The organism is Streptomyces parvus (genome assembly GCF_014648875.1).
Taxonomy (GTDB): domain Bacteria; phylum Actinomycetota; class Actinomycetes; order Streptomycetales; family Streptomycetaceae; genus Streptomyces; species Streptomyces parvus.
This window is the reverse complement of sequence record NZ_BMRY01000007.1, coordinates 71,499-95,424: the sequence shown is the minus strand read 5'-3', so window position 1 is coordinate 95,424 and position 23,926 is coordinate 71,499. Positions and strand designations below refer to the sequence as shown.

Below are 23,926 nucleotides of genomic sequence, written 5' to 3'. Positions count from 1 at the left end.
GTCAGGACTGCTCGGCGGCTACCTTCCGCAGCCAGCGGCGCGTCTGACGCCGACTGGCCAGCAGCACCACATCGGCACCGGAGCCGAACTCCTCGATCTTCGCCATCACGCGGGGTCGCATCTTGCGCCGGTACGTGGCGACGTACTTGATCACGCCCCAGTGGATGCGGTTGTGCACCCCGTTGCCCTTGTGCCCGGCCCCGTGCCGGATCTGCCGGGAGAAGATCCCGTACAGCGCTGCCACGGTCGACACGTCCATCAGGACCACCGTGTCGCAGGCTTCGAGCCGTACCTGAAGCGTCGAGTTGTAGTTGCCGTCGATCACCCACCGCGGCTGCGCGACCAGCTCGCGCTGGACGTCGGTGAACTTGTCCATGGGCAACGCGTTCCACTCGTCGTCGTAGAACGCGGCGTCCAGGTGCGTCACCGGGGCGTCGAGGATCCTGCCCAGTTCGCGGGCCACGTGGGATTTGCCGCTGCCTCCGCAGCCGACGATGGCGACCTTCTTCATGGTGCTCCAGCGTAGAGAGGTTCGGGTGTCCGGCGGACCCATCCTCCGGGAGAGGCCCGGAGGGTCCGCGCGCCGTGGTCGATCGAGCGGTCTGCATCAGGCAGCTCCCCGCTCGGTCGCCGTGGTCTGGAGGAGGCCGTGCAGGACGGACTCCAGGGTGTTGACCTGCCGGCACAGGCCGAATAGACGCAGCCGGTCCACGCACGCGGCGATCAGGGCGGCGTGCTGCTCGGTGCCGGCGATCTCGCGCAGGTAGGAGAGGCGTTCGAGGACGTCGTTGCCGGAGCGCACGACCAGTTCCTTCGGGACGAACCGGTCGGCGAAGCGGATGTCCGCCGGGGCCAGCGGCAGGCAGCCAGCGAGCACGGCCTCGAAGATGCGCTGGGTCATCTGCCCGACGGCGGCGTACCGCTCGGGCAGCATGAGCACCGTGGCCAGGGACCGGCCGTAGACGCCGGCGGCGTCCTCGAACGGGATCCGGCCCGCGAAGCGGACGTGCGGCCAGCGGCCGGTCTTCGCCCACTTCCCGGCGACCAGGTGCTCGACGCGGGCGGCTGCCGGGGCGAAGAAGCGGTCGAAGGGCTCATCGCGGTCGTACTGGTTGCCCACGTAGCCGAGCGTGAGATCCCGGGGCCGCGCCGCCAGGGTGAGGGGATCAGCCTGGGCGAGGAGGTCCTCGGCGACGGGGAAGAGCAGCGAGTGCGCGCCGAGCGTCGGGGCGAGCGCGGCCTCGCAGACGCGGGTGTGGGCCGTACGGCGCCACACGCTCTCGGCGCGCAGGGTGCGGTCCTTGTCCCAGATGACGGTGGGCGTCTGGGACCGGGCCGTGTAGTGGTTGATGAGCTGTGCCTGCCGGTGGAGGTCGCAGGTGTGTCCCTCGCTGCCGCACACGGTGGTGTTGCGGCCGGGGATGGCCCAGCGCCACTCCAGGAACAGGGCGTCGATGCCGGGCAAGCCGTCGTCGAAGGTGTACGGGCCGCCGAGGTCGTCACCGGCTTCGAGGCGGTCGCGGTCGGGCTGGAGGAAGACGATCTCGTGACCGCGGGCAAGGAGGGCGTCGATGAAGGGGCGGCGGTGGCTGCGGCCTCCGTCAGGGGTGTCGGTGACGCCGTTGCCGAGGAAGCCCCAGAAGCTGTACCCGATCTTCATTTGGTGATCCACCGCCCTTCAAGGAGCAGGGCGTCGAGGCCGGAGTTGGCCAGGCAGTCCAGGGCCATCTCGGGCGTTCCGCAGATCGGTTTCCCCTTGACGTTGAGGGAGGTGTTGATCAGCACGGGGATGCCGGTTCGGCGGCCGAAGGCGGTCAGCACCGCGTGCATGAACGGGTTCTGCGACCGGGTGACGGTCTGCAGGCGGGAGGTGCCGTTGGCGTGCACGATGGCCGGCACCCGCTCGCGCGTCAGGTCTGTCACCCCGGAGGCCATGGACATGTATGGGGCCGGCTGGCCGAGGGTGAAGAACTCGGCGGCGCGCTCGGCGGGGACCATGGGGGCGAAGGGCCGGAACGGCTCGCGGAACTTCACGGTGGCGTTGAGCCGCTCGACGACGCCGGGCTCCAGCGGGGAGGCGAGGATCGAGCGGTTGCCCAGGGCACGCGGCCCGGCTTCGACCCCTCCCTGGAAGAGTCCGGCGATCACGCCGTGGGCGAGCTGGTCGGCGAGGAACTCGGCGGTCTCGATGCCGAGGGTCTTCTGGTGGAGGCCGGGCCAGGGGGTCAGGTCGAGGGGCTGGTCCTCGTAGGAGGGGCCCAGGTAACAGTGGCGGGCGATGCCGGCGACCGGGCGAGGCGTGCGCGCGTCGACGTGGACGGCGAGCGCGGCCCCGATCGCGGTTCCGGCGTCGCCCGGTGCCGGCGGGACGAATACCTCGTCGAAGATGCCGGCTTCGATGATCTTCCCGATGCTCACGCAGTTCGTGGCGACGCCGCCGCCCACGCACAGGCGCCGGGAGCCGGTGAGCACACGGGCGCGGCGGGCAAGGTGAACCATCACCTGCTCGGTCCGCTCCTGAAGGGCAGCCGCCAGGTCTCGGTGGACGTCGGTGAGCGGCTCGCTCGGATGCCGCTCGGGGCAGGTCTCGGCGACGAACCGCCGGGATGTTCTCGGGTATCCCGAGGTGAGGGTGCGCGTCGGGAAGTAGCCGGGGTGGATGCGAAAGCCCGTGGCCGTCGTGCGGACGGCCGTGCTGAACAGGTGCCGGAAGCGGGCTGGGTCGCCGAGGGCGGCCAGCGCCATGACGGTGCCCTCCTCGTCGCCCCGCCGCCAGCCCAGGTGCTCGGTGACGGCGCCGTACACGTAGCCGAGGGAGGCCGGGTCGTTGATCGCTTCCAGGGTGTGGACGCGGGGGTGCTGAACGCCGTGGCCGTGGGCAATCGTGGTGGTCTGCCGCTCGCCGAGGCTGTCGACGACGAGTACGGCCGCTTCGTCCCAGCCGGAGGCGGCGTAGGCCGTGAGCTGGTGGGCTCGGTGGTGCAGGACCGATGTGACGCGGGCCGAGGGGAACTGGCTGCCGAGGACGCGCAGCCGCCGCCGGGCGCGCAGGGCGACCTTGGCGAACCCGTGGGCGCGAGCCAGGCTGCGGTCGCGCGTGGCCGACGAGAACGCCATGCGCAGGGCGACGGGCGACTCGGCGAGGTAGCGGGCGGGCTGGAAGTTGTAAGCGACGGCGTCCACGTCGCTGGCGCTCAGCTTGGCCTGGTCGAGGAGCCAGCCCACGGCGCGAGCCGGGTAGAGCTTGGTGTGCTTCTGCTCGGAGAGGCGTTCCTCCTCGACGAAGCCGACGAGTTCACCGTCGACGAGAAGGGCGGCCGAGGAGTCGTGAGTGTACGAGCACAGGCCGAGGACGACGGAGGGGGTGCGCTTCATGGCGGCGGTCACCTTGCCCCGGCCGTCGCGGCGCGATTGGTCGAGCGCCGCTCCAGCTCTCCGTACCAGGCGGTGAGGGCTTGGCCGAGGGGCCCGTCGATCGTGTCGGCCGCCCGCCCCGCCTGCTCGCGCTTGCCGTCCTTCCACAGCCGGTAGCTGCGCAGCGTCTCGGCCATCGCGTCCCAGCCGGGGTGGCCGGTCACGTCACGGGCCTCGACCTGGTCGAGCAGGCCGCCGAAACTGTTCCAGGGTGTTCGCAGGTCGGGCATGATCGCGCTCGCCGGGAGCGAGGTGAGCATGTCGGCCTGCTCGATGTGCTCGTCGTAGATGTGCAACGAGCCGATGTGCAGGTGAAACTCGCCGAGTTCGGCGTCGAGCCATCCGGCGACCAGCTCGTGCAGCACGGTGTAGAAGAACACGTCGTACGGCATGCCGATCCATACGTCTTGGCCGCGCATCATGGTCGCCATGTGCAGGCGGCCGGCGCGCAGGTGGAACCGGAACCCAAGGGTGCACGGCACGTCCTTGTGCCCTGCGGCGTCCTGGGCCGGGTCGTAGAGCTGGATTAGGGCTCGCCGGGAGTCGGGGTCGGCTTGGAGGATCTCGACGACGCGGGCGAGCTGGTCGACCTTGCCTGCCCAGTTCCGCATCCTGGGGCCGTACGCCCCCAGGAGGACGCCTTCGTCGGCGAACTGCCGCAGCCGGTTGTTGTAGTCGAAGATCCACGGGGCGTCGGAGCCGGACAGGTGCCAAACCGTCTCGGCGACGGCGAAGGCCGGATTCACGATGCGGGCGGGCGGGGCGTAGAGCAGGCGGGCACGCGGCTGGGTGAGCAGCAGGTGCACATCGCGGACTTCGTGGGTGGCCATGCCCCGGGGGCTGATCTTCTCGCCGGACTTGGCCAGCGTGACGGCGCCGGAGAACAGCTCGGCGATGCTGTCGGCCGTGAGGGATGTCATCGGATGGATGCTCCTTCGTCCTTGGGCGACGCAGCGGCGCCCGGGTGGTGGTGGGTGGAGTCGTCGGCCCTCGGGCCGGAGGTGGCGCGGTCGGTGATGAGCTGGGCGATCCGAGTGGCGCTGTCGCCGCGCCACCGGCAGACCGCGTCCAGGGCCGCCCGCGGAATCGGCGCAGGGCCCGCGCGCAAGCCGGAGAGTGCTTCGGCGACCTCACCGGCGGCTTCGCACCGGGTCGCCAGTCCGTGACTGGTCAGGCCCAGGGTGCGTTCGCCCGGCGGGCCGATTTCGAGGACCGGGATGCCGAGCAGCGCGGCTTCGATCCCGCACGTCGAGTACGCGCTCGCCAGGACGTCCGCGCCGGCGAGGCAGCCTCGGGCTCCGACTCGGGGATCGGCCACCGCGATGGGCGGTCCGGCGTCCCGCTTCACCAGAGCGGTGAAGGCGTCGGCTCCCTGCGCCGGGTGTGGAGCGATGACGAGCCCCCAGTCGCCGCCCGCCTCGGCGAGCCCGTCTAGGAGGAGGTCCGCGTGGGACTCGAGGTGATCGGGGTTGAAGGGCTGGCAGGCCCACACCGCGATCCGGGTCGGCGCGCGTCGGCCCCCCGGAGCGAGCAGGTTCTCCAGGTACCGCCGTTGTGTCTGGCGGCTCAGGCTGGTGAGGACGTCGAAGCGGGGCTGCCCGAGGACGTGCACCTCGGCCTCGGGGTGGCGCGCCCACCCTCGGCCCAGGGCAAGGTCCCGCTCGCCCATGACGATGATGTCGCGGCTGTGCAGGGCCGGCCAGGCGACCGATTCCGGCGTCCACGCCCCGTGCTGGACGTGCACCGAGTTCGCTCCGTGCCGCTCGGCGGCGTGCGCGGCCAGCACGCCCAGTGGGCTGGTGTCGTTGCTCAGCAGGACGGTGTGCGGCCGGGTGGTCGACAGGATGTCGTCGAGCCAGCTCTCCGCCCGCACCACCGTGCGCCACGACGGTTGGGTGCAGCCCCCGCTGGTCTCCAAGAGAACGGACAAGAGCCTTACGAGCCGGGCAAGTTGGATGCTGTGGCCTTCCACTTGGACGACTTGCTCGTCGTCGGGGCGGTGGAGGCCCTCGGCGGTGCCGGAGACGGTGAACAGGTCGCTTGGAGCCGCGCGCAGCTCGAAACCCATTGCCGGTCCCGCGCTGCATCGCTCGGCGGCATCAGTGGCGAGATCGAGCAGGAGGCTCCTCTGCCCGCCTCGCGCCAGCTCGGCGAGAACAGGGGTCAGCGTGGCGGCATGGCGGGAGGTCCACGACAGCGCCAGAACGTCCTGCCGTCCGAGATCCGTGGGGAGCGGACTCGGCTCCGTGTTCGCCGTACTCGTCCGGGCGCGGTTCCGGAGCTGGGCGGAGCGGGTCGGGTTGTGCGGTGCCGCAGCACCGAGCACGTACGCGACGCCGGACCATGTCACGGTATAGGCGAGGTACTCACGCGAGCTGCTCGAACGCAGTCCCACGAGTCCTTCGTAGGGGGCCAGGGTCAAGGGCCCTGGGGCGGAGGCGAACGGTGCCCAGGAGTTCAGGGTCAGGAGCTTGCGCACGATCTCGGCGACGAAGCGTCGCACGGGGACGTGCTGAACGTGGAGCCAGTCGGCTCCGCCCGGGGTGGCGGCCCACTTGGCGCTGTAGCGGTCGACGGCCTCCACGACGTCTTCGACGCCGGAGCGCAGTAACTGCTTGTCGACGGTCGTCGCATCAAGGTCCGTCGTGTGGATGTGGTCGGTTCGCGCGTGCGCCAGAACGCCGGTTCCGACGAGAGTCCACGTCGGCTTCCCGACGTTGGAGGAGCGGACCAGGCCGAGGCCACCAGTGGTGCGGGGGCTCACACCGTGCTCCCCTCGACGAGCTGCTTGGCGGGGAGGAGGCTCAGCAGTTCCCTGGGGGACGAGACCGTCTCCGGGGCGGGAGCCGTCGGCCGCCCGTAGCCCCACCCAGCGTGCACATAAGGGACGCCAGCGCGTGCGGCCGACTGCTGGTCGACCGCCATGTCACCCACGTAGACGGCGGAGGCGGGGTCGACTCCCAGGTCGACCAGCGCCAGGAGGAGCGGGTCCGGGGCCGGCTTCGTCCGGCCCGCGCCGGCGGGCGTGCGGATGGTCGCGAAGGGACACCCGAGGCGCGCGAGGAGCGGGGCCGCCCGGTCGACGTGCTTGGACGTCACGACGCCCAGCCGCCAGTCGGCGGCCACGAAGGCGTGGAGCGTCTCGACGATGCCGGCGAACTCCTCCGCGAGGTGCGCGGTGGCCACGGACTCCGCCTCGTAGGTCCTACGGACCGCCTCGGTATCGGTCACGCCCAGGCGCTCCATGATGTCCCCGAACTCGCGACCCACGTGGCGCTCGTAGTCACGGAACGGGAGCGCGATGCCATGGACCTCCCGGACCCTCTGCCACGCCCTCCGCATCACGGGACGCGTGTCGAGGAGGACCCCGTCGAGGTCGAGGAGAAGTGCGCGCGACCCGTGGTCGCTCGGCTCGGCCGGAGCGGATGGCGATCCGCAAGCGGGAACGGTCATGATCGTCCTCTCGTCAGGGTGTCGTCGTGCCTCAGAGGGCCGAAGCCGGGGCAAGTTCCAGCTCGGGGTACTGGGCCGGACCGCCGGCCTCCTCGAACGCCGCGTCGAGCAGCGCCACGTGCAAGCGGTCCCATCGCCCTCGGGACTGCAGAGCACGCCCGTGGCGGGTCAGGGCCCACGCCTTGAGGGCCGTCGGGTCCTGCATGAAGTTCCGCGCGTTCTGCCGCAGGATGGCGGGGGTGAACACCCTGAGATTGAGGCCGGTGCGCCAGAACTCAAGCCACCACTGGCACATCAGAAGCGGACCCGATTCGTCGTCCTTGACGTGATCGGGATGGTTGCGAACCCAGATCGGATCCAAGTCCGGGTGTGTGGTGGCGACTTCGAGCATGCGGCCGTGGGCCTGGTGCACCGCCAACTCCAGGGACTGGCGGTGCTGCAGGTGACGCTGGGCGATATGCACCGCGGACGCGAGCGCGATGGTGGTGGCCAGAGCGAGAACGGGACGGTTCATCTGCGACCTTTACTCAGGAATGGATGGGACGGTGTAGGGCAACCGGCGAAGGCATCCGGGCAGCGGTGGTCGCCGTCGTGCTCGCTTGAGGAGAGTCAGGCCGCGTCCGGCGGGCCGTCAGCCGATGGCGAGACCGATCCGCTCGGCTCGGCCGGAAGGCGCGAGAGCCGGTGAAAGCGCGAGAGGTCGAAGCCACGCCCCTGAACCTCACCGGCAGGCACGGCGAAGAGGTCGATGCCCTCTTCGCTGGGCGCCGACGGGGCGGCCTCCCGGATGGCGAGGAGCGCTTCGCCCTGCTCGCGGTGCGGCAGGAGACGCGGCGCACGATCGGTGTGTCCCTCGAAAGTCGAGGTCAGCCCTCGGTCAGGTGTATTTGAAGGTGAAGACGAGCACGACGCTCACGGTGGCGATCAGGGCGATCTGGGCGCTGATCTGCCGCCAGCCCCAGCCCTTCCTGTCCATCCAGCGCAGCGGACGCCTTCAAGTCGGCGCGACGGGCTCCTCGGAGATCACGAGGTGGAGAAACGCCCGGCAGTGCTCGCCCAGATGTTTGATCACGGCGTGGTACTCGTCGTCATCAGAGCTGATGTTGTGCCGGTCGAGAACGATCACGCCGTCGGCCAAGCCCTCTCGGAGCTGCCGCTCGGCTTCCCGCCAACCAGGTCGATCCCAAGGCGGCGTGTAGACGCCCTGGCTCGCACTGGATGCCGGGAAGTACGTCGTGGTCACCGGGACGGCCACATCGTGGAGCCGGGCGGCGATCGCGTAACCGCACTGCTCGGCCTCAGCCTGTAGCGTCCCCCAGTCCTCGTCAGGCCGGGCCCTCGGACTCGGTACCAAGCTGTACCCAAGCACGCGCAGCGGCTGATCGTCCCTCCCGAGATCCTTCGTGTCGACTACCTGCCGGAGGAAGTGCTTGCGGACACTTCGGAGTTGGCCAGCTCGGGAGTGGCGCTCCACCCGGGGAGGGGTGCGGGGCCATCTCGTGTGGTCATCGCCAGCAATCGGCGACCCACCGCCCATGTGCTTCTTACGACCCCGGCCGAAAGCAACGAGGCTCAACACGTCGGGTCCGAGCTTGACTGCGTGGTGCGGCGACATGGGGATCCCTCCGTAAGAGTGGGGATGACCGCGTAAGTAGTCCGGCCGCCGTCCGCAACGCCCCACCGAATCGACAGGCAGGCAACGAGGTGCAGCCCTCGACCACCAAGGCCATCGGCACCCGCACGTCGTCGCCTGGCCGGTGTGGTGCTGTCGTCGGTCACTCGGATCTGAAGCTCGTGGTCGTCGTGTCGCAGTCGCAGTCGGACGTCCCCAGAGCCGTGGATGATCGCGTTGGACACCAACTCCGAGACGATGAGTCGGGCATCCTCTGCCAGGGCGTCCGGCAACGACCACTGCTTGAGTACGGTGGCCGTGGTTCGTCGTGCTTGAACAACGTGCACACCCACCGGCTCCACGGCCATCTCGAAGACGTGAGAGGCCAGCGGATGCCGAGTGGTTGCGGCGCCGACGACGTGGGCGCCACGGTCGTCGCGTCCAGGTCGGGGTGGCGTTGCTGTCCGGTGCGTGTTCATGTGCACATCGCACCGTGGCTGCGCGATCCGGAACAGGGGAAACCGGAGGGGGAAATCTTTGTCAAGGGGGGAAACTCAGGGGGAGTTGAGGGGAGGATTGGATTTCTCCCACGGATAGGGGTCAGACTCATGGCAGTGGATCCATTTGCCGAGCTGCTCCGTCACCTGCGACGTAGCGCGAATCGGACGCAGGACGAGCAGGCCGGTGCGATCAACGCTGCTTCCGGCCGGGCAACGATGACCCGCCGAGAGGTCAATCGGTATGAGAACGGTGCCAACGTTCCGACGGACCACACCCTGGGGAGCATCGCTTTGGCCTGCGGCGTCCCGCTGGAGCCACTGCTGCGCGAGGCGAAGGCCGCCCGCGCCAGGCGACGAGAGAAAAACAAGGCCGAAGCGGAGGACCTGGACGACGTGAAGCGCCGAACGCTGCTGGGAGGCGCAGTCATCGGTGCGGCTGCGGCTGCCGAGCCGTGGGGCCGGCTGGCCTACGCACTCAGCAAGGGTTCCAAGATCGACCCAATGTCGGCGGGCGTACTCATTGATCATGCAGCCCGATTGCACATAGACGAGCTGAGCGAGAGCGCGCTCAATCTGCAGGCTCGGGTCGAGGCACACCTGGACGCGATCACCGCAGCCCTCCCCCGCGCCGGAACCCACGAACGAGCGCTCACCATCGCGGCGGGAGAGACCGCAGCTCTTGCCGGATGGGTTGCCTGGGACCTCGGCGAGCACGATAAGGCCACGTCCTACTACGGGGTGACCGCGGAGTGCGCGAAGAAGGCTGGGCACCCCCCTCTGCGCGCCCTGGCACTGGGCTACGCAAGCTACGGTGCCCCCACCCCTTCGAAGGCGCTAGAGATGCTTTCGCAGGCAGCTCAGGACGTACGCGGACGTGGCAATGCAACCGCCGCAGCGTGGGCCCTTGGCCGGTACGCGGAGGAGGCCGCTCAGTCAGGCGATGACGTTGGCGCACTCCGGGCCCTGGAACAGGCTAGGTTCGCATACGACTTCGCCGACCCTACGAGCGAGCAAGCGTGGGTCCGTTTCGTGACGCCGTACCGGATGGACTCTCTGACGCTCTCGGTGTACGGCGAACTCAAACGGCAGGAACTGACGGCAACGGCGGACTCCGCAGTCGAGCGCCTCGGTGGAGAACTACCCGACTCCGGAGTGGTCGTCCTCGGGGACCTGGCGTCGGCACTTCTGCGCGGTGGCGACGTAGACCGCGGGACCTACGTCGCGCACCAGTTCGCAGCGGCAGCGGAGTCCAAGCCCAACACCATGGGCCGTCAGCGGGCGCAGGCCATCGCTGCCGGACTCCCCGACACGGAGCATGATCTGGCCAGCCACCTGCTGACGTTCGCGACGGTGTGAACGTTTGCAGCACCTAGGCACGGCAAGAGCGATGTGCTAGACGGCGTGCCCTTGCTGGGGGCGTGTCTCATCGACGACCCAAGTCAAGTACGCGTCCGACCCTCCGGTCACGGGTAGCGTGACCCACTGGGGGACGTCATACGGGTGCCGATCGTGCAGCCAAGCCTCCAGCGCGGGAAGGCGGTCCGACGATGTCATATAGGAGATCCGCCACTCTTGAGCCGCTTCGATCTTCCCCTGCCACCAGTAGAAGGCGGTGATGGGCGCATCGATGTGAACACCCGCTGCCAGATTGCTCTCAACAGCGCCTCTGGCGAGCGTCTTCGCCAGTTCCTCGTCGTCACTGGTCGTCTGCGCGATCACGATCTCGTGGTCCATGCGGCTACCTTTCCAGCTCGGGTACAGCGACCCTACCCAGATGTTCGGCACAGGCTGGCGGGTGGTCGTTGCCGCGAGACCGGGCGAACCCACCTTCACAACCTGTCAAGACGCCCGCAGCGCCCGGAGTTCATGAGTTCCTCGTGTCAGAGCTGGGCTGGATCGGGACCAGCGTGCCCTGCTTGACTTCGAACGCCTGATCAGTGGCGCAGCCCGGGCAGCATCCAGCCCCGGATCCCGGAGCCGCCAGCGACTTTGAGGAGGGCAGAGGGGCGGTCTCGACGCGTGCGGTGATCAGTAGCAGATCCCCCTTAGGCGTGGTGCTGGTGGCACCGGAATCGGCCGAGCACCGGTCGCAGCACCCCTCGTCACTTTCACTGGCCCCGCCGCCTGCCGCTGCCATGACGGCTTCATTCGACGCGGGTGAACCGGGCGTTGCCTGGCGCACGGCCGGGGCGAAGGCGGTGGCGTCTGGCAGCGGGGTGGCTTTAGCTGCGCGGATGGCGTTGGCGATGATCAGGACTTCGGCGAGCTCGTGGATGAACACCACCGTGGCCAGACCCAGGACACCGAAGGCGGCCAGCGGGATCAGGGCGGCGATGATGGCCAGGGACATGCCGATGTTCTGCAGCATGATGCGGCGGGAACGGCGTGCGTGGCGCAGCAGTTGGGGCAGGTGCCGTAGGTCCTCGCCCATCAGTGCGGCGTCAGCGGTTTCGATTGCGACGTCGGTGCCCATGGCGCCCATCGCGATGCCGACGTCAGCGGTGGCCAGGGCGGGAGCGTCGTTGATTCCGTCGCCGACCATGGCCACGCCGCCTCGACCGACCCGGGCGCGGAGCTCGGTGATGAGAGCAGCCTTGTCTTCGGGCCGCAGGTCGGCTCGGACGTCGTCGATCCCAGCAGCCTCCGCGAGTGCGCGGGCGGTGCGGGTGTTGTCACCGGTGAGCATGGCCACCTTGACGCCCAGGCGGCGCAGTTCGCGGACAGTGTCCGCCGCTTCGGCACGTAGTTCGTCGCGGACTGCGATGGCTCCGAGCAGTACGTCGTCGCGCTCGACGAGCACGACGGTCGCACCCCGGCCCTGCAGCCGCTCCACCTCCTCTGTGAGGTGGGCGGGCTCGATGAAACCGGGCCGCCCCAGGCGAACCTGAGAGCCATCGACGTCGCCGCGCAGGCCGTGACCCACCACCGCCGAGACGTTGGTGGCTTTGGCAACGTCGGTGCCGGCGGCGGCGATGATCGCGGCTGCCAGGGGGTGCTCGCTGCGGACCTCCAGGGCGGCGGCCAGCCGCAGTACCTGGACTTCGGTCGCCCCGTGCGCGGTCAGGGTACCGATGACGCGCGGTTCATTGCGTGTCATCGTGCCGGTCTTGTCCAGCGCCACGGTGTGTACAGTGCCCAGTTGTTCCAGGGCCAGGCCGCCCTTGACCAAGGCTCCGGTGCGGCTGGCGGCACCGATGGCGGACACCACGGTCAGTGGCACGGCGATGGCCAGCGCGCAGGGTGAGGCCGCTACCAGCACAACGAGCGCCCGCTCCAGCCACAGCAGCGGATCGCCCAGGACCGCGCCGAGTCCGGCGATCAGCGCGGACAGGATCACGATGCCCGGCACCAGCGGCTTCGCGAGCCGGTCGGCCAGCCGCTGACCCGCACCTTTGCGTTCTTGGGCCTCTTCCACGATGTGCACGATGCGGGCCAAAGAGCTGTCCTTGGCCAGAGCGGTGACCCGGACCTCGATCGCCCCGCCGCCGTTGATCGCGCCCGCGTACACCGCTTCGCCCGGCCCAGCCTCCACCGGCATCGATTCACCGGTCACCGCGGACAGGTCCAGGCTGGTGCGGCCCGTGCTGATAACCCCGTCGGTGGCGGCCCGCTGCCCCGGACGCAGCAGCATCACATCGCCCAAGACCAGGTTGTCCGGGGAAAGCTGCATCTCGCGCCCGTCGCGCAGCACGGAGGCGGTATCGGGAACGAGATCGAGCAGCGCGCGCAGGCCCCTTCGCGTACGGACGACCGCGTAGTGCTCAAGCCCTTCTGCGATCGAGAACAGCATGCCGAGCATGGCGGCCTCGAAGAACTGGCCGAGCGCCAACGCACCGATCGCCGCGATGGTCATCAGTGTGCCCACGCCGATATGCCGATGTCTGAACAAGTTGCGTACGGCTGCGGGCACGAAGGTCGAGGCCCCAACCGCCACCGCGGACAAGTCCAGTACGGTCCGAGGGGCCTCGGCCCCGGCACGGCCCGTCAGCCAGGCCGCGAGCAGGAGTGCACCGGCCAGAACCGCGAACTGCAGCTCACGAACCTGCCATAGCCGCTCTGGCCCTTGTTCACGCTCCTCAGGCCCGGCGGTGTTGTCCGACTCGGCTGGCGCGCAGCACTCCGCACCCATCGAGATCCCCTTTCCCTGTCCCCGAACTACATCTCTATGGCGACATCGATGTCGCCACCGAGGAGCACTCCCATCAGCGCCCGTCCGTGCGCGGTGAGCGTGTACATCACCAGTCGCCCATCCCGGCGTGAGGTGGCCAGCCCCGCGCTGCGCAGCTGGCGCACGTGGTGGGAGACCAGGTTCTGGGCCTGCCCGACGATCCATGCAAGATCACAGACACAGAGCTCGTCACCGGCTGCCAGTGCTGCCGCCACCTTCAGCCTGGTCGGGTCGGCCAGACCCTTGGCTGCCGATGCCGCAGGTTCCAGAGCGCCCAGCACCGGCAACTGCTCGCGGATCTCTTCCGCGTGCGGCAGGTCGAGGCAGAGCAATTCGCAGGAATCGGCACGTTCCTCGGTCACACTAACATCCTAACGTTCATTGATATGTGCCGCCAGGGGGCTCCCCCGCCGAACCTGAGCCAGCTGCTCCTGCGGCTGGGTGGACCCCTCTGCCAATGTCATCCGCAGAGCACGGGCGGCCCAACGGGCGACCGGCATGGGCGCACCACGCGCCGGCGCACAGGAGGTGAGGTCCGACAGCGAGCGAGAACGGACCTGGAACTGATTTTCACCTCACCAACTTACTTGAAGATGATTTCCATAGTGCAGTGGTGGATGCAGGAGCAGCCGGATGGGCCGTAATGGCTCGGTGCTCGTTCGGGCTAAGAGCCCGGACTTGGGGGCAACCCGGAGAGGGGGTCAGGCCGCGGGACATGTGCGCGCACCGCGATGACAGTCGCTCTGATGAACGGCGTTTCGGCCAAGCAGGCTGGCTCCGGCGGGTAGCCGCCGGTACAGCCTCGTCGGTCGTCGATCCGGGAAACGGACTAGTCGCCCTGTGGCGACGGAACGCCGATGCCGCGGAACGCGCCTCGGGGGCTATGGGTAGCCCCGGACGCCGATCAGGGCTTCCGGTGACGAATAGCTGGAACCGTAACCCGATGGAGTCGCATGGGCTCGGAATGTTGCGATACTTCTGGTCGGTCATGCGCGGAGCTGAATAACGAGGGTTGCGGCGGTCGCGGTCCCCAGGGGGCGTTCGTCGTAGCGGGTGGATATCGCTCTGGCGTGCTTGGCCGGTTGATGGCCCGTTCGACGATGGAATCTTCTCCAGCACGAGCTCGAACTGCGTGCAGTCCGCCCACTGTCCCGGAGTGACAATCAGGGGCAGCGGGCGGCAGCGGCCGTGCGCGCTCAGGCGGAGCTTGGTCCGCCCATGAGCCGATCTGTGTCAGGTGGGGGTGTGCGGTGGCCGGACCAGCAGCGCCGAACTCTCACGCGTCGGCTTGATCGCTGCGTCCGAAGGACAGTGCGACGCAGGCGATACCACCGAGCACGATGAAGACATCGGCGAGATTGAAGGTGGGCCACCAGCCCGAATGGAGGTAGTCGGTGACGAGGCCGTCGGCTGCCCGGTCGGTGAGGTTCGCCGCTGCGCCGCCCAGGATCGCAGCGAGGCACAGCCCCCAGAGGAGGCGTTCTGTGTGAGCCGTCCGCCAGAGTGCCACTGCTATCGCGGTGGTGATCAGCCCGGTGACGGTGAGCACCAACCAGGTCGGGGCATCGGAGGCGAAGGAGAACGCCACGCCCGAGTTGAACGCAAGGCGCAGATCAAGGACGTCACCCTCGATCGGAGCGTCGGGAAGAGTGCGCTGTGCCCAGGCTTTGATGGCCAGATCTGCCACCGCGAAGACGGCGGCGAGAACCAGGAGAGCGGCGGCGCGCGCGTGCCCGCGGAAACGGCGTTGCACGGAGGGCGTTGTCGAGGGGGTGGTGCGGGGGACAAGCATTCCGGGGCTCCCGAGCGGTACGAAGTGACCTGGTGGCTCGCGCCGTGGCAGCGAGGATGTGGCCGGGGGTCAGACTCCGGCGTAGGAGTGCAGGCCGTTGATGAACATGTTGACGCCGTAGTAGTTGAAGATGAAGCACGCGAAGCCGATCAGTGCGAGGTAGGCGGCTTTGCGGCCCTTCCAGCCTGCGGTGGCGCGGGCGTGCAGGTAGCAGGCGTAGGCCACCCAAGTGATGAAGGACCAGGTCTCCTTGGGATCCCATCCCCAGTAGCGTCCCCAGGCTGCTTCGGCCCAGATCGCGCCGGCGATGATGGTGAAGGTCCACAGAGGGAAGATCACCGCGTTGACGCGGTACGCGAACCTGTCGAGGCTTGCGGCTGCCGGCAGCCGCTCCAGCACGGAGGCGGCGAGAGCACCGGGCTGCTTGCCTTGTGGGTCGGTGAGCTTGCTTTCGTAGCGGTCGCGGAAAAGGTAGAGCACCGTGGCGAGCGCACCGAGGTAGAACATGGCGCCGGAGATGATCGCGCAGGAGACGTGGATCCACAGCCAGTAGGAGTGCAGCGCGGGAACCAGCTGGTCACTTTCGGTGTACAGGACGCTGACGGCCAGGCCGAGGTCGAGGAGGACGGTGGTGACCAGGGGCAGGCCGATCCAGCGCACGTTCTTGCCGCGGGCGAGGAAGAGGAGGTACGCACTCACGGCGACCATGGAGAAGGTGGTCGAGAACTCGTACATGTTGGCCCAGGGGGCCCGTTGCACCGACCAGGTACGGGCGACCACGCCGCCGAGGTGGATCAGGAAGGCGAGCACTGTCAGGGACAGTGCGATGCGCCCGTACAACTCACCTTTCCTGCTGCCGGCTGCGGCTCCGGGTCCGTCGGGGAAGTCGCGGCTGCCGGGCGCGGGTTGGCGGGTAATCACCTCGGTGTGCTCCAGCACGGTGGTGCCGCTGGACTTTCGCTTGGTCATGGTGGCCGCCGGAGCGGGAGCTGTGGAGGAGTGGTGGGTCAGTGCGGCGGCGGTCCGTCCGACCTTGCTGCGGCTACCGAGCACCCATTCTGCGGAGTGTGCGGCGAAGGCCAGGGTGTAGACCGCCATCGCCGAATAGATGAGCACGTTGCTGATGTAGGCCATGTCCTCGTTGGCTGCGGCTGCGATGTTCACGCACGTGCTCCTTCAGCGGTGTCGGCATCGGCGGGATGGTTGGTGTCCTGCGGGGGCATGGGTCGCGGCGGAGCCTGGGGCCGGAGGGCAGTGGCCAGACCGGCGAGTTCTTCCGGCAGGCGGGGCCATTCGTTACGGCCCAGCCCGCCGAGCTCGACGACGGTGGAACCATCGGTATCTGGTGTGGCCCGCACCCAGATCCGCCGGCGCTGGATGAACAGCGAGGCCGACAGGCCGAGAAGGGCGGCAACGGCGCCGACGAGTACGGTTCCGTTGCCAGGCTTGCTGGAGACTTGAAACGTGGCCCATTCCTTGATGCCGTCGAATGTCAGCGAGCCGGCCCCGTCGGGCAGGGTGAGCGTTTCGCCCGGCCGGATCATCTGCCGGAATTTCCCGCCGTCTGGGTTCGTGAACTGCTTCATGTTTTTGCTGTTGAGCTGGTAGACGCTCTGGGGCAGCCCGGAGTCCAGGCCCAGGTCGCCGCGGTAGGCGGTCAAGGCCATCACGGGATAGTCCAGTGCGGGGAACTGCGAGAACATCGATCCCGAGCCGGTCCCTGCGAACGTCGGCACGAAGAGTCCCTGGAAGCCCAGGTCGCTCTCTTTGCCGTTGCGGTCCCGGTAGGAGGGCACTTTGATCACGCCGGCCGAGGTGACGTTGCTGTCCTTCGGAAGGAAGGGCACCGGCCCTTGGAAGGCGATGTCGCCCTTGCCGTCCCTGACCGTGACGATGGGGGCGTAGCCATGCCCGAGGAGGTAGACCTTCGATCCGCTGACCTCCAGCGGGTTGTTGACCGTGATGGTGGTGCGGCGCGGTGCACCGTCCGCGCCTTCCCAGTACGAGACGCGCGCCTCGAAGGTACGCGGGGTGCCCTTCTGCGGTCCGGTGCGTTCGTACGTTCCCTCGAACTCGTTCAGGGTGAATCCGAAGGGCGGCAGGCTGTCGGGGTCGAAGAGGGTTCCGGACTTGAAGTCGTCATACTGCGTCCGGGTGTTGGAGAAGCCATCCCCCTCGACAACCAGTTTGCCGCCTTCGGACCGCCACAGCTGGCCGGTGGCGAAGGCGACGAGCATGACGATCAGCGCGACGTGGAAGACGAGGTTTCCGGCCTCGCGGAGGTAACCCTTCTCACAGGCCACCGCCTCGTCATGAGTGTGGACCCGGTAGTGCTGCTGCTTGAGGAGTACGCGGGCGGCCTCGCGGACCTGTTCGGGCTCAGCGTCGGTGCGCCATGTCGCGTAGGCGGGAAGACGTTGGAGACGTCGGGGCGCTGCCGGCGGGCGGGCACGGAGCTGTCCGATGAACTGCCAGCTGCGCGGCAGGATGCAGCCGATCAGAGAGATGAACAGCAGAAGGTAGATCGCGGAAAACCAGATCGAGCTGTAGACGTTGAAAAGGCCGAGCGCCTCTGCGACCGGTCCGAACGTTTCGTTGTTGCTCTTGTACTGGTCGACCTTGGCGGGGTCGGTGCCGCGCTGGGGCAGCAGGGATCCGGGGACCGAGGCGAGCGCGAGCAGGAAGAGCAGGATCAGCGCGATGCGCATCGAGGTGAGCTGCCGCCAGAACCAGCGCAGCCAGCTGATCACCCCGAAGGCGGGTGCGCCGTTGTCGTCAGCCGGTGCGGTGGACAACTGGTCTGCAGATCCCGCACCGGACTCTTCGGCCACACCGGCCGTCAAGCCGTACGGGGAGTCGAGCGCCGTGCTGCGGGACGGTGCGGTGCGTTTGGTCATCGACGGGATCCCAACGTGGACGCGGCGCTTTGAGATCCGTATTGGCGGATTTCCCGCATCCGGGGGTGTGAGCGCGAGGCGGAGGTGGTGGCGCGGCGGCGGCTCCGGGGACGGGCGGCCGCAGCGACGGCGGACGCCGCAGCCAGGACACCCAGGGCTGCCTCGGGCAAGGAGACCCGGCGCGTTGCGGGAGTGAGTGAGAAACGTCGTGGGACCTGGGCGAGCGGCGCATCAGCGGTGCGTTGCTCTGTGCGTTGGGTGAGAGTGCCGTCGGACAGGACGCCGGACAGCACAGCGAGGACCGGTCGTATCAGTCCTCGCAACCGACCGGCCCGGCGCAGGGAGCGCGTCATCGCAAGGAGTCCGTTCTCGTATCGGGGGTACTCAGATGCCGACGGTGAAACCGGCGGACCAGGACTGCATCTGGCTGATCAGATAGCTCCACACCCCGGTGACCATCAGCAGACCGGTGGCGATCATCATTCCGCCGCCGATCCGCATCACCCACTGGTAGTGGGACTTGACCCAGGCGAAGACTCCGAGCGCCTTGCGGAAGGTGAGCCCCGCCACGAGGAAGGGCAGCCCCAGCCCGGCGCAGTAGGCGACGGTGAGGACCGCGCCGCGTCCGGCGCTGGCCTCGCTGAAGGCGAGCGCCTGTACGGCGGCCAGGGTGGGGCCGATGCATGGTGTCCAGCCGATGCCGAAGAGCACGCCGAGCATGGGGGCGCCGGCGAGGCCGACCGAGGGGCGGCGGTGCCAGCGCCACTCGCGGTTCATCCCCGGCAGGACGCCCATGAACGACAGGCCCATGAGGATCGTCACCGCACCGAGGACGCGGATGAGCGGATCCTGGTACTCGAGCAGCGTGTTGCCCGCGTAGCCGAACGCGGCACCGAAGGACACGAACACCGCGGTGAACCCGGCAAGGAACAGTAGCGTTCCGCCCAGAATTCGCCCACGCCGGACGTCGGCCAGGTCTGCGCCGCTGACCCCGGTGACGTAGGAGAGGTATCCGGGAACCAGCGGTAGCACGCACGGAGAGAAGAAGGAGACCGCTCCTGCCAGTGCGGCGATCGGGAGGGCCAGCAGTAGTGAGCCGCTCAGTATGGTGGCGTCCACTCCGGCCGCGATCAGCACGGCTCAGTCCTCCCTCAGCGCCGGATCGATCAGGGCACGCAGCTCTTCTTCGTTCAGGGCCTTGAGCGCCCGGGCGGCAATCCGCCCCTTGCGGTCGATGACGACGGTGCTGGGGATGGCGGAGGGCGACAGAGTGCCCTTGAACTTCAGCAGCTGCCGCCCCGCCGGATCCCACAGGCTGGGGTAGGTGATGCCGTATTCCTTCTCGAAGCTGTACGCATTGGACTTCGACGCGTCACGCGTGTTGATCCCGAGGAACTCCACCCCCTGCTTGCGGGTGTCCTCGTAGACCTTCCGCAGATACGGAGCCTCAGCCCGACACGGCGCGCACCACGACCCCCACACGTTGATCACGACGACCTTGCCGCGATGATCTGCCAGCGCCGCCTTCTCACCGGTCAGGGTCTCGCCCCGCACGTCGGGGGCGGGTTCCCGGTCGGTTGCCGGGATCCGCAACAGCAGTTGGTCCGACGCCTTGCCGACCGTGCCGGAGGAGGCATCCTTGCTCTGCGGAGCGCATCCGATGGACGCCAGGACGACAAGAGGAACGGTCAGGAAAGCGGTGCGGCGCATGGTCCGCGTCAGATTCTTTGTCATGAGCCTCAACCATTTGAGGTGGCAGGAACACGGCACGCGTGTCGCGGGCTGCCGCAATGGTTTACGCCTCGGACAACCCATCGACACACTAACGGACGTTGGAATGGGGTCGAACTGTGGGGGTGGATGGAACGCGCTCCGCCTCATGGCCCCCGGGCGCCGGCCGCCGATCGGCCAGGCGGCGGCCCACCGCGGCCGTTCAAAACACCAGGACTGGCACACCCAGCCAGCGGTATCCCCAGCACGTTTCTCGTCGTGGCGCCCTGGTGGTCGGGGAATGCAAGACGCAAGGGTGCGCGGCGCTTGGGGTCTGCCGGTGTGAGACCCGTCGGCTGTTGGGGTCAGCCACCGATGCTCGACCAGGCCCGAAGGACGGACGGGGATTTACGCCGGGTTCCTGGCGGCTTGCATGAGAACACGCCTCCGACGCCGAGGTCGTCGCCCAACTCAGTTTCTTAGTGCCCCTGTTCGCAGTGGGTGTCCTGTCGCGTCGCACCTTGAGGGTGCGACGCGACAGGCTTGGCTACGTCAAGTGACGGCCAGGGGCCGAGAGGTTGTTCTCGACCGGGGGGTCAGCTGGCGGTCTGGACAATCCGGGGTGCGAGTCGTCCGCTGCGGGCCAGCGCGATGACCGACACCGCGCAGGCGAAGCCCGTCGCGACCAGCGCCCCCCACGTCAGCCAGAGCATCTGGCGGCTCTGCGCGAAGCCCCACATGGCCCCGATCGCCAGGTTGCCCAGGGTGATGCCCAGGCCGGAGACGGTGTTGTACAGCCCGTAGTGAGTAGCGACCAGCCGGTTGTCGCAGAGGGCGACGACGGTGTCCATCTCGAACGGATAGACGATCGCTCCACCAACGGCGAGAAGCACCACCGCACTCACGAGCGCGACCAGCGTCATCGCGGCAAAGCCCCCCGGGGTGAAGGCGAGCGGGACGAAGGCCAGGCCCATGCAGGACAGACCGACGGCCAGGGCTTGATGCGGCCTCCAGCGGCTCTTCGCCCACGACGTCAGGCGCAGTTGTCCGGCCACGGCCACCGCGGCGGAGATGACGAACAGGCCGCTGGTGGCCTTGGTGGCGTCCGCCCCCAGGGAGTCCGCCGCCGCCAGGGGGAGGGCGAGGTAGACCTGGAAGGTCAGCACGTAGGAGCCGATCATGGCACCGGAGAACAGCAGGAACGGGCGGTTCGCCAGGACCGATCGCCACTGCCGCAGGACGCTCTCGGCCGGTGTCGAGGTGTCGTCCGCGCTCGTAGCGCGCCGGTCGGGCAGGGCGCGCCACTGCAGCACGGTGAGTACGGCGAAGATGGCGGCGGCGACGGTACACACGGCCTGGAAGTCGGCTGCGAGCAGGGCGAGGCCGACGAGGGGGCCCAGGAACATGCCCGCCTGGTAGTAGACGTTGAAGGTGGCGAAGGCGTCCACCCTGCGCTCTCCCGCCTCGGCGGCGAGATAGGCGCGTACGGCCGGGTTGAACAGCGCGCCGGCGAAGCCGGTGGCGGCGGATGCGGCGATCAGCGCGGGCAGGTTGTCGACCCAGCCGAGGAGCCCGAACCCGGCGGTGCGCAGCAGGCAGCCGGCCATGATCGGGGCCTTGTAGCCGTACCGGTCGGCGATGGTCCCGCCGATGAGGAACATGCCCTGCTGGGAGAAGTTGCGTACCCCGAGGACCAGCCCGACGGCCCAGGCGGCCAGCCCGAGGGGACCGGCGAGGTGGGCGGCCAGGTAGGGCATGAGCATGTAGAAGGCGAGGTTGATGGCGAACTGGTTGGCCATCAGCAGCCGGGTGGGGGCGGAGAAGGAGCGGGTCTGCTCCCACACGGCCTTCACCGCGCGGCCTCGGCGAGCAGCCGCGCATCGAGTGCGAGGGGGTCGGTGACGTGCGTGCACCGGGTCCAGCGGGTGACGACCCGGTCCTCGGACCGGTCGATCTCGTCGGGGTCCTCGGCGGGCAGGTGGTCCAGGAGGCCGTGCTCGCGGCAGTACATGTCGTCGAAGACGGTGCCGATGTACCGCTGCGGCCCGTCGGGGAACACGGTCAGGATCCGGTTCTCCGGCGGCAGGGTGCGGGCCAGCCAGCGGGAGACGAGTGCGACCGCGCCGACGCTCCAGCCACCGGTGGCGTAGTGGTCGCGGGCCAGCCGCCGTGCCGCCCAGACCGCCTCGGGGGCAGCCACCCAGTGGACCTCGTCGAACAGGCCGTAGTCGACGTTACGGGGGTAGATGCTGCTGCCCAGACCGCGCATCAGCCGCGTCGCGGCGGGCTGCCCGAAGATGGTGGAGCCGGTGGTGTCGACGCCCACCACCCGCAATTGCGGGAAGTAGCCGCGCAGCACGGAGGCGATTCCGGCGGAATGGCCGCCGGTGCCGACGGAGACCACCAGGGTGTCGATCCGGCCAAGCTGGGCGACGAGTTCGTGGGCGAGGGGAGCGTACGCGGCGACGTTGTCGGGGTTGTTGTACTGGTCGGGGCACCAGGCGCCGGGCTGCGCGGCCAGGAGTTCCTCGACGCGTTGGCGGCGGGCTTCCTGCCAGCCTCCGACCGGGTGCGGTGTGTCGACGCGCTCCACCTCGGCGCCGAAGGTGGTGAGCATCCCCGTCATGAACGGCTCCATCCCGGGGTCCGTGACGACGGTGACCGGGTGTCCGTATGCGGCTCCTGCGAGGGCCAGCCCCAGGCCGAGGGTGCCGGAGGTGGACTCGATGATCCTCGCTCCGGGCAGCAGTTGCCCGCGCTGCTGGGCTGCCAGCACCATGTGCAGGGCGGTGCGGTCCTTGATGCCGCCGGGGTTGTGGCCCTCCAGCTTGGCCCAGAAGCCGCGGCCGGGTGCAGTGAAGGGGTCCCCGATCCACAGGACGGGGGTGTCGCCGACCAGTCCGGCCGGGGTGTGCATCGGGCGCTTGGTGTCGGCGAGGAGTCCGGCCGGCGCAGCGAGCGGTGAGGTGCGGGTGCTCTGGTTCATGGCGTGCTTCTCCTGCAGCCGGCGCCGGTAGGCGGTCGGCCGCTGTGCAGGGGTACGGGACGGGAGACCGTGGCACCGCGGCAGGCAAAAGCCCGCACCGCGGCGGCTCACAGACCGGTCACGTCCGCCATACCCCCAGACAGGCACGCTTCTGCTGAGCGGGCAGCCCCCCAGAGCAGGTGGGGGGCTGCGGTCGATGCCATGCGCAGTCGGTACTGCTGCCCGACGGCACTCCGGGCAGCAGTACGTCGCACACGGCCGCGTCGGCCTGCTGCACGGCGCGCGATACCTGCACGCTCGGCTCGTCCCCGCCCACACACGGCCGGTCCCCGCCCTCTTCAGGCTCCGGCGCCTGCCCGGCGGGATACGTCAGCGGCGGCGGAGGGTCGTCGCACGACGGGGTGGAAAGCGCGGCGATGCTGTCGGCCCGCTCTGCGCCGACGAGGACGGGGCCGTGGGCGCAGGCCAGCAAATGGACCAGGATGGCGAGCAGCACGACGAGGACCGCCTCGGGCCACACCCCGAGGCGGCTGCCGCGATGCCCAGCCCCCATCCTCATGAGCACGGAATGTAGTCGATCAAGCACATAAAGTGCGTGTATGGAGGTGGGCGGTAACCCTGCCGATCCGGCCACCGGGCAGGTTCACGGGCCTCTGTGCGGAGCTGAGTGGCGTGAAATCTTCCCCGGCCTGCTTCCCCAGATCGAGTGAACCAGGGCGGAGAATGCCCCCTTCGCCATGCGCACCGACGCTTCAGCCGGTTTTCTTACGGTGCAACAGCCCGAGGAGTTCGCGATGCGGCAGACGCCAGCCAGCGGTACACCGGCGGCAGCCTGCGGCCTGAGCGCCGCCGTGCTGCTGGCCGTACTGGCCGTGCTGCACGCCGCCTGCATCTTCGGACCGGCGCACGCATCCCAGCCCGGAGCGGACGACTGCCGTCAGCGCACGACCGCTACCCAGGAACGGACGTGCGCACCCGCCCCGCTGACACTGGCGGCCGGTGAGAAGGAATCGCACCACCAGGACGGCGAGGGTTCGCAGTCCTGCGACGCACCGGGGTACGCGACGCCGCAGAGCGTCCGGGACGGCGTCGCGCCCGCGACCGCGTGCACCGCAGCGGACCACGGGATGCCGGAGTGCGCCCACCCGGCCGTCGGGCGTGGCACTCCGCCGGACAACGGGGCTGCTGCGGCCAGATCGACCGTCCTGCGCTGCTGACAGGTCCCCAGCCGCCACGAGCCCCGGAGCGCGGGCTCGGGTGGTCTGTCGCCCTGCCATCTCCCTCGCTTCATCAACAGTGCCGGAGCCCCGCCGTGCCCAGGGACAACTACGCCGTCGTCAGCGCGCTCGTACGCGCCGAGCCCGCCCGGACCCCATCCGCCGACCACCCTGCCC

Annotated in this window: 22 protein-coding genes; 2 read left to right on the top strand and 20 right to left on the bottom strand. The window is 69.0% G+C overall.

Annotation, left to right across the window (positions count from 1 at the left end):
- Position 1 precedes the first annotated feature (1 nt).
- The 9 genes from IE140_RS21735 to IE140_RS21695 form a co-directional block, all read right to left on the bottom strand.
- On the bottom strand, positions 2–511 hold the full coding sequence (locus IE140_RS21735) for a P-loop NTPase family protein (RefSeq protein ID WP_032786063.1): 510 nt from the start codon (positions 509–511) through the stop codon (positions 2–4).
- Between the two features lie 96 nt (positions 512–607).
- Positions 608–1,660, bottom strand: coding sequence for a glycosyltransferase family protein (locus IE140_RS21730; RefSeq protein ID WP_189460635.1), 1,053 nt, complete (start codon positions 1,658–1,660; stop codon positions 608–610).
- A complete protein-coding gene (locus tag IE140_RS21725) occupies positions 1,657–3,375 on the bottom strand; it encodes a carbamoyltransferase family protein (protein WP_032786059.1) in 1,719 nt (572 codons plus the stop codon). The genes IE140_RS21730 and IE140_RS21725 overlap by 4 nt, the downstream gene beginning before the upstream one ends.
- Positions 3,376–3,383: 8 nt before the next feature.
- Positions 3,384–4,334, bottom strand: coding sequence for a thymidylate synthase (locus tag IE140_RS21720; RefSeq protein WP_032786058.1), 951 nt, complete (start codon positions 4,332–4,334; stop codon positions 3,384–3,386).
- Complete coding sequence (locus IE140_RS21715) at positions 4,331–6,178, bottom strand: CDP-glycerol glycerophosphotransferase family protein (RefSeq protein ID WP_032786056.1); 1,848 nt, start codon at positions 6,176–6,178, stop codon at positions 4,331–4,333. Before IE140_RS21715 ends, IE140_RS21720 begins: the two co-directional genes overlap by 4 nt.
- Positions 6,175–6,867 carry an HAD family hydrolase gene (locus tag IE140_RS21710; RefSeq protein WP_032786055.1) on the bottom strand — a complete coding sequence of 231 codons (693 nt, stop codon included), beginning with the start codon at positions 6,865–6,867 and terminating at the stop codon, positions 6,175–6,177. Before IE140_RS21710 ends, IE140_RS21715 begins: the two co-directional genes overlap by 4 nt.
- 31 nt (positions 6,868–6,898) lie before the next feature.
- Positions 6,899–7,381: a DUF6082 family protein gene (locus tag IE140_RS21705; RefSeq protein ID WP_032786053.1), complete on the bottom strand. Its 483-nt coding sequence runs from the start codon at positions 7,379–7,381 to the stop codon at positions 6,899–6,901.
- 480 nt (positions 7,382–7,861) lie between these two features.
- Entirely contained in the window at positions 7,862–8,482 is a 621-nt protein-coding gene (locus tag IE140_RS21700; protein ID WP_032786052.1) for a hypothetical protein, read from the bottom strand.
- Positions 8,440–8,847 carry an ATP-binding protein gene (locus tag IE140_RS21695; RefSeq protein ID WP_225683538.1) on the bottom strand — a complete coding sequence of 136 codons (408 nt, stop codon included), beginning with the start codon at positions 8,845–8,847 and terminating at the stop codon, positions 8,440–8,442. The genes IE140_RS21700 and IE140_RS21695 overlap by 43 nt, the downstream gene beginning before the upstream one ends.
- A gap of 240 nt (positions 8,848–9,087) precedes the next feature.
- Between IE140_RS21695 and IE140_RS21690 the strand changes: the two genes are divergently transcribed.
- Positions 9,088–10,335 (top strand): helix-turn-helix domain-containing protein, encoded by a 1,248-nt coding sequence (locus IE140_RS21690; RefSeq protein WP_032786050.1) that lies wholly within the window; start codon positions 9,088–9,090, stop codon positions 10,333–10,335.
- 36 nt (positions 10,336–10,371) lie between these two features.
- Here the strand turns inward: IE140_RS21690 and cutA are convergent, their stop codons facing one another.
- The 11 genes from cutA to IE140_RS21635 all read right to left on the bottom strand — a co-directional run bounded on the left by cutA (position 10,372) and on the right by IE140_RS21635 (position 23,091).
- Complete coding sequence (gene cutA / locus IE140_RS21685; RefSeq protein WP_032786049.1) at positions 10,372–10,713, bottom strand: divalent-cation tolerance protein CutA; 342 nt, start codon at positions 10,711–10,713, stop codon at positions 10,372–10,374.
- 130 nt (positions 10,714–10,843) lie between these two features.
- A complete protein-coding gene (locus IE140_RS21680; RefSeq protein WP_050513194.1) occupies positions 10,844–13,108 on the bottom strand; it encodes a heavy metal translocating P-type ATPase in 2,265 nt (754 codons plus the stop codon).
- A gap of 26 nt (positions 13,109–13,134) precedes the next feature.
- Complete coding sequence (locus IE140_RS21675; protein ID WP_032786047.1) at positions 13,135–13,509, bottom strand: ArsR/SmtB family transcription factor; 375 nt, start codon at positions 13,507–13,509, stop codon at positions 13,135–13,137.
- Between the two features lie 914 nt (positions 13,510–14,423).
- Entirely contained in the window at positions 14,424–14,900 is a 477-nt protein-coding gene (locus tag IE140_RS21670) for a signal peptidase II (RefSeq protein ID WP_225681977.1), read from the bottom strand.
- A 108-nt stretch (positions 14,901–15,008) separates the two neighbouring features.
- The gene (gene ccsB, locus IE140_RS21665; RefSeq protein ID WP_032786044.1) at positions 15,009–16,103 is read right to left on the bottom strand and encodes a c-type cytochrome biogenesis protein CcsB; all 1,095 of its coding nucleotides are present in this window, start codon (positions 16,101–16,103) and stop codon (positions 15,009–15,011) included.
- A complete protein-coding gene (resB, locus tag IE140_RS21660) occupies positions 16,100–17,836 on the bottom strand; it encodes a cytochrome c biogenesis protein ResB (RefSeq protein WP_078863024.1) in 1,737 nt (578 codons plus the stop codon). The genes ccsB and resB overlap by 4 nt, the downstream gene beginning before the upstream one ends.
- A gap of 384 nt (positions 17,837–18,220) precedes the next feature.
- Positions 18,221–18,973, bottom strand: coding sequence for a cytochrome c biogenesis CcdA family protein (locus IE140_RS21655; RefSeq protein WP_032786042.1), 753 nt, complete (start codon positions 18,971–18,973; stop codon positions 18,221–18,223).
- Positions 18,974–18,976: 3 nt separating this feature from the next.
- A complete protein-coding gene (locus IE140_RS21650) occupies positions 18,977–19,546 on the bottom strand; it encodes a TlpA family protein disulfide reductase (RefSeq protein WP_225681978.1) in 570 nt (189 codons plus the stop codon).
- Between the two features lie 596 nt (positions 19,547–20,142).
- Positions 20,143–21,399 carry an MDR family MFS transporter gene (locus IE140_RS21645; RefSeq protein ID WP_032786040.1) on the bottom strand — a complete coding sequence of 419 codons (1,257 nt, stop codon included), beginning with the start codon at positions 21,397–21,399 and terminating at the stop codon, positions 20,143–20,145.
- On the bottom strand, positions 21,396–22,532 hold the full coding sequence (locus tag IE140_RS21640; protein ID WP_032786038.1) for a PLP-dependent cysteine synthase family protein: 1,137 nt from the start codon (positions 22,530–22,532) through the stop codon (positions 21,396–21,398). The genes IE140_RS21645 and IE140_RS21640 overlap by 4 nt, the downstream gene beginning before the upstream one ends.
- Before the next feature lie 118 nt (positions 22,533–22,650).
- Positions 22,651–23,091, bottom strand: coding sequence for a hypothetical protein (locus tag IE140_RS21635; protein ID WP_141760796.1), 441 nt, complete (start codon positions 23,089–23,091; stop codon positions 22,651–22,653).
- Positions 23,092–23,326: 235 nt separating this feature from the next.
- On the opposite strand from IE140_RS21635, the gene IE140_RS21630 reads away from it, so the two are divergent.
- A complete protein-coding gene (locus IE140_RS21630) occupies positions 23,327–23,749 on the top strand; it encodes a hypothetical protein (protein ID WP_032786036.1) in 423 nt (140 codons plus the stop codon).
- Positions 23,750–23,926: the final 177 nt, after the last annotated feature.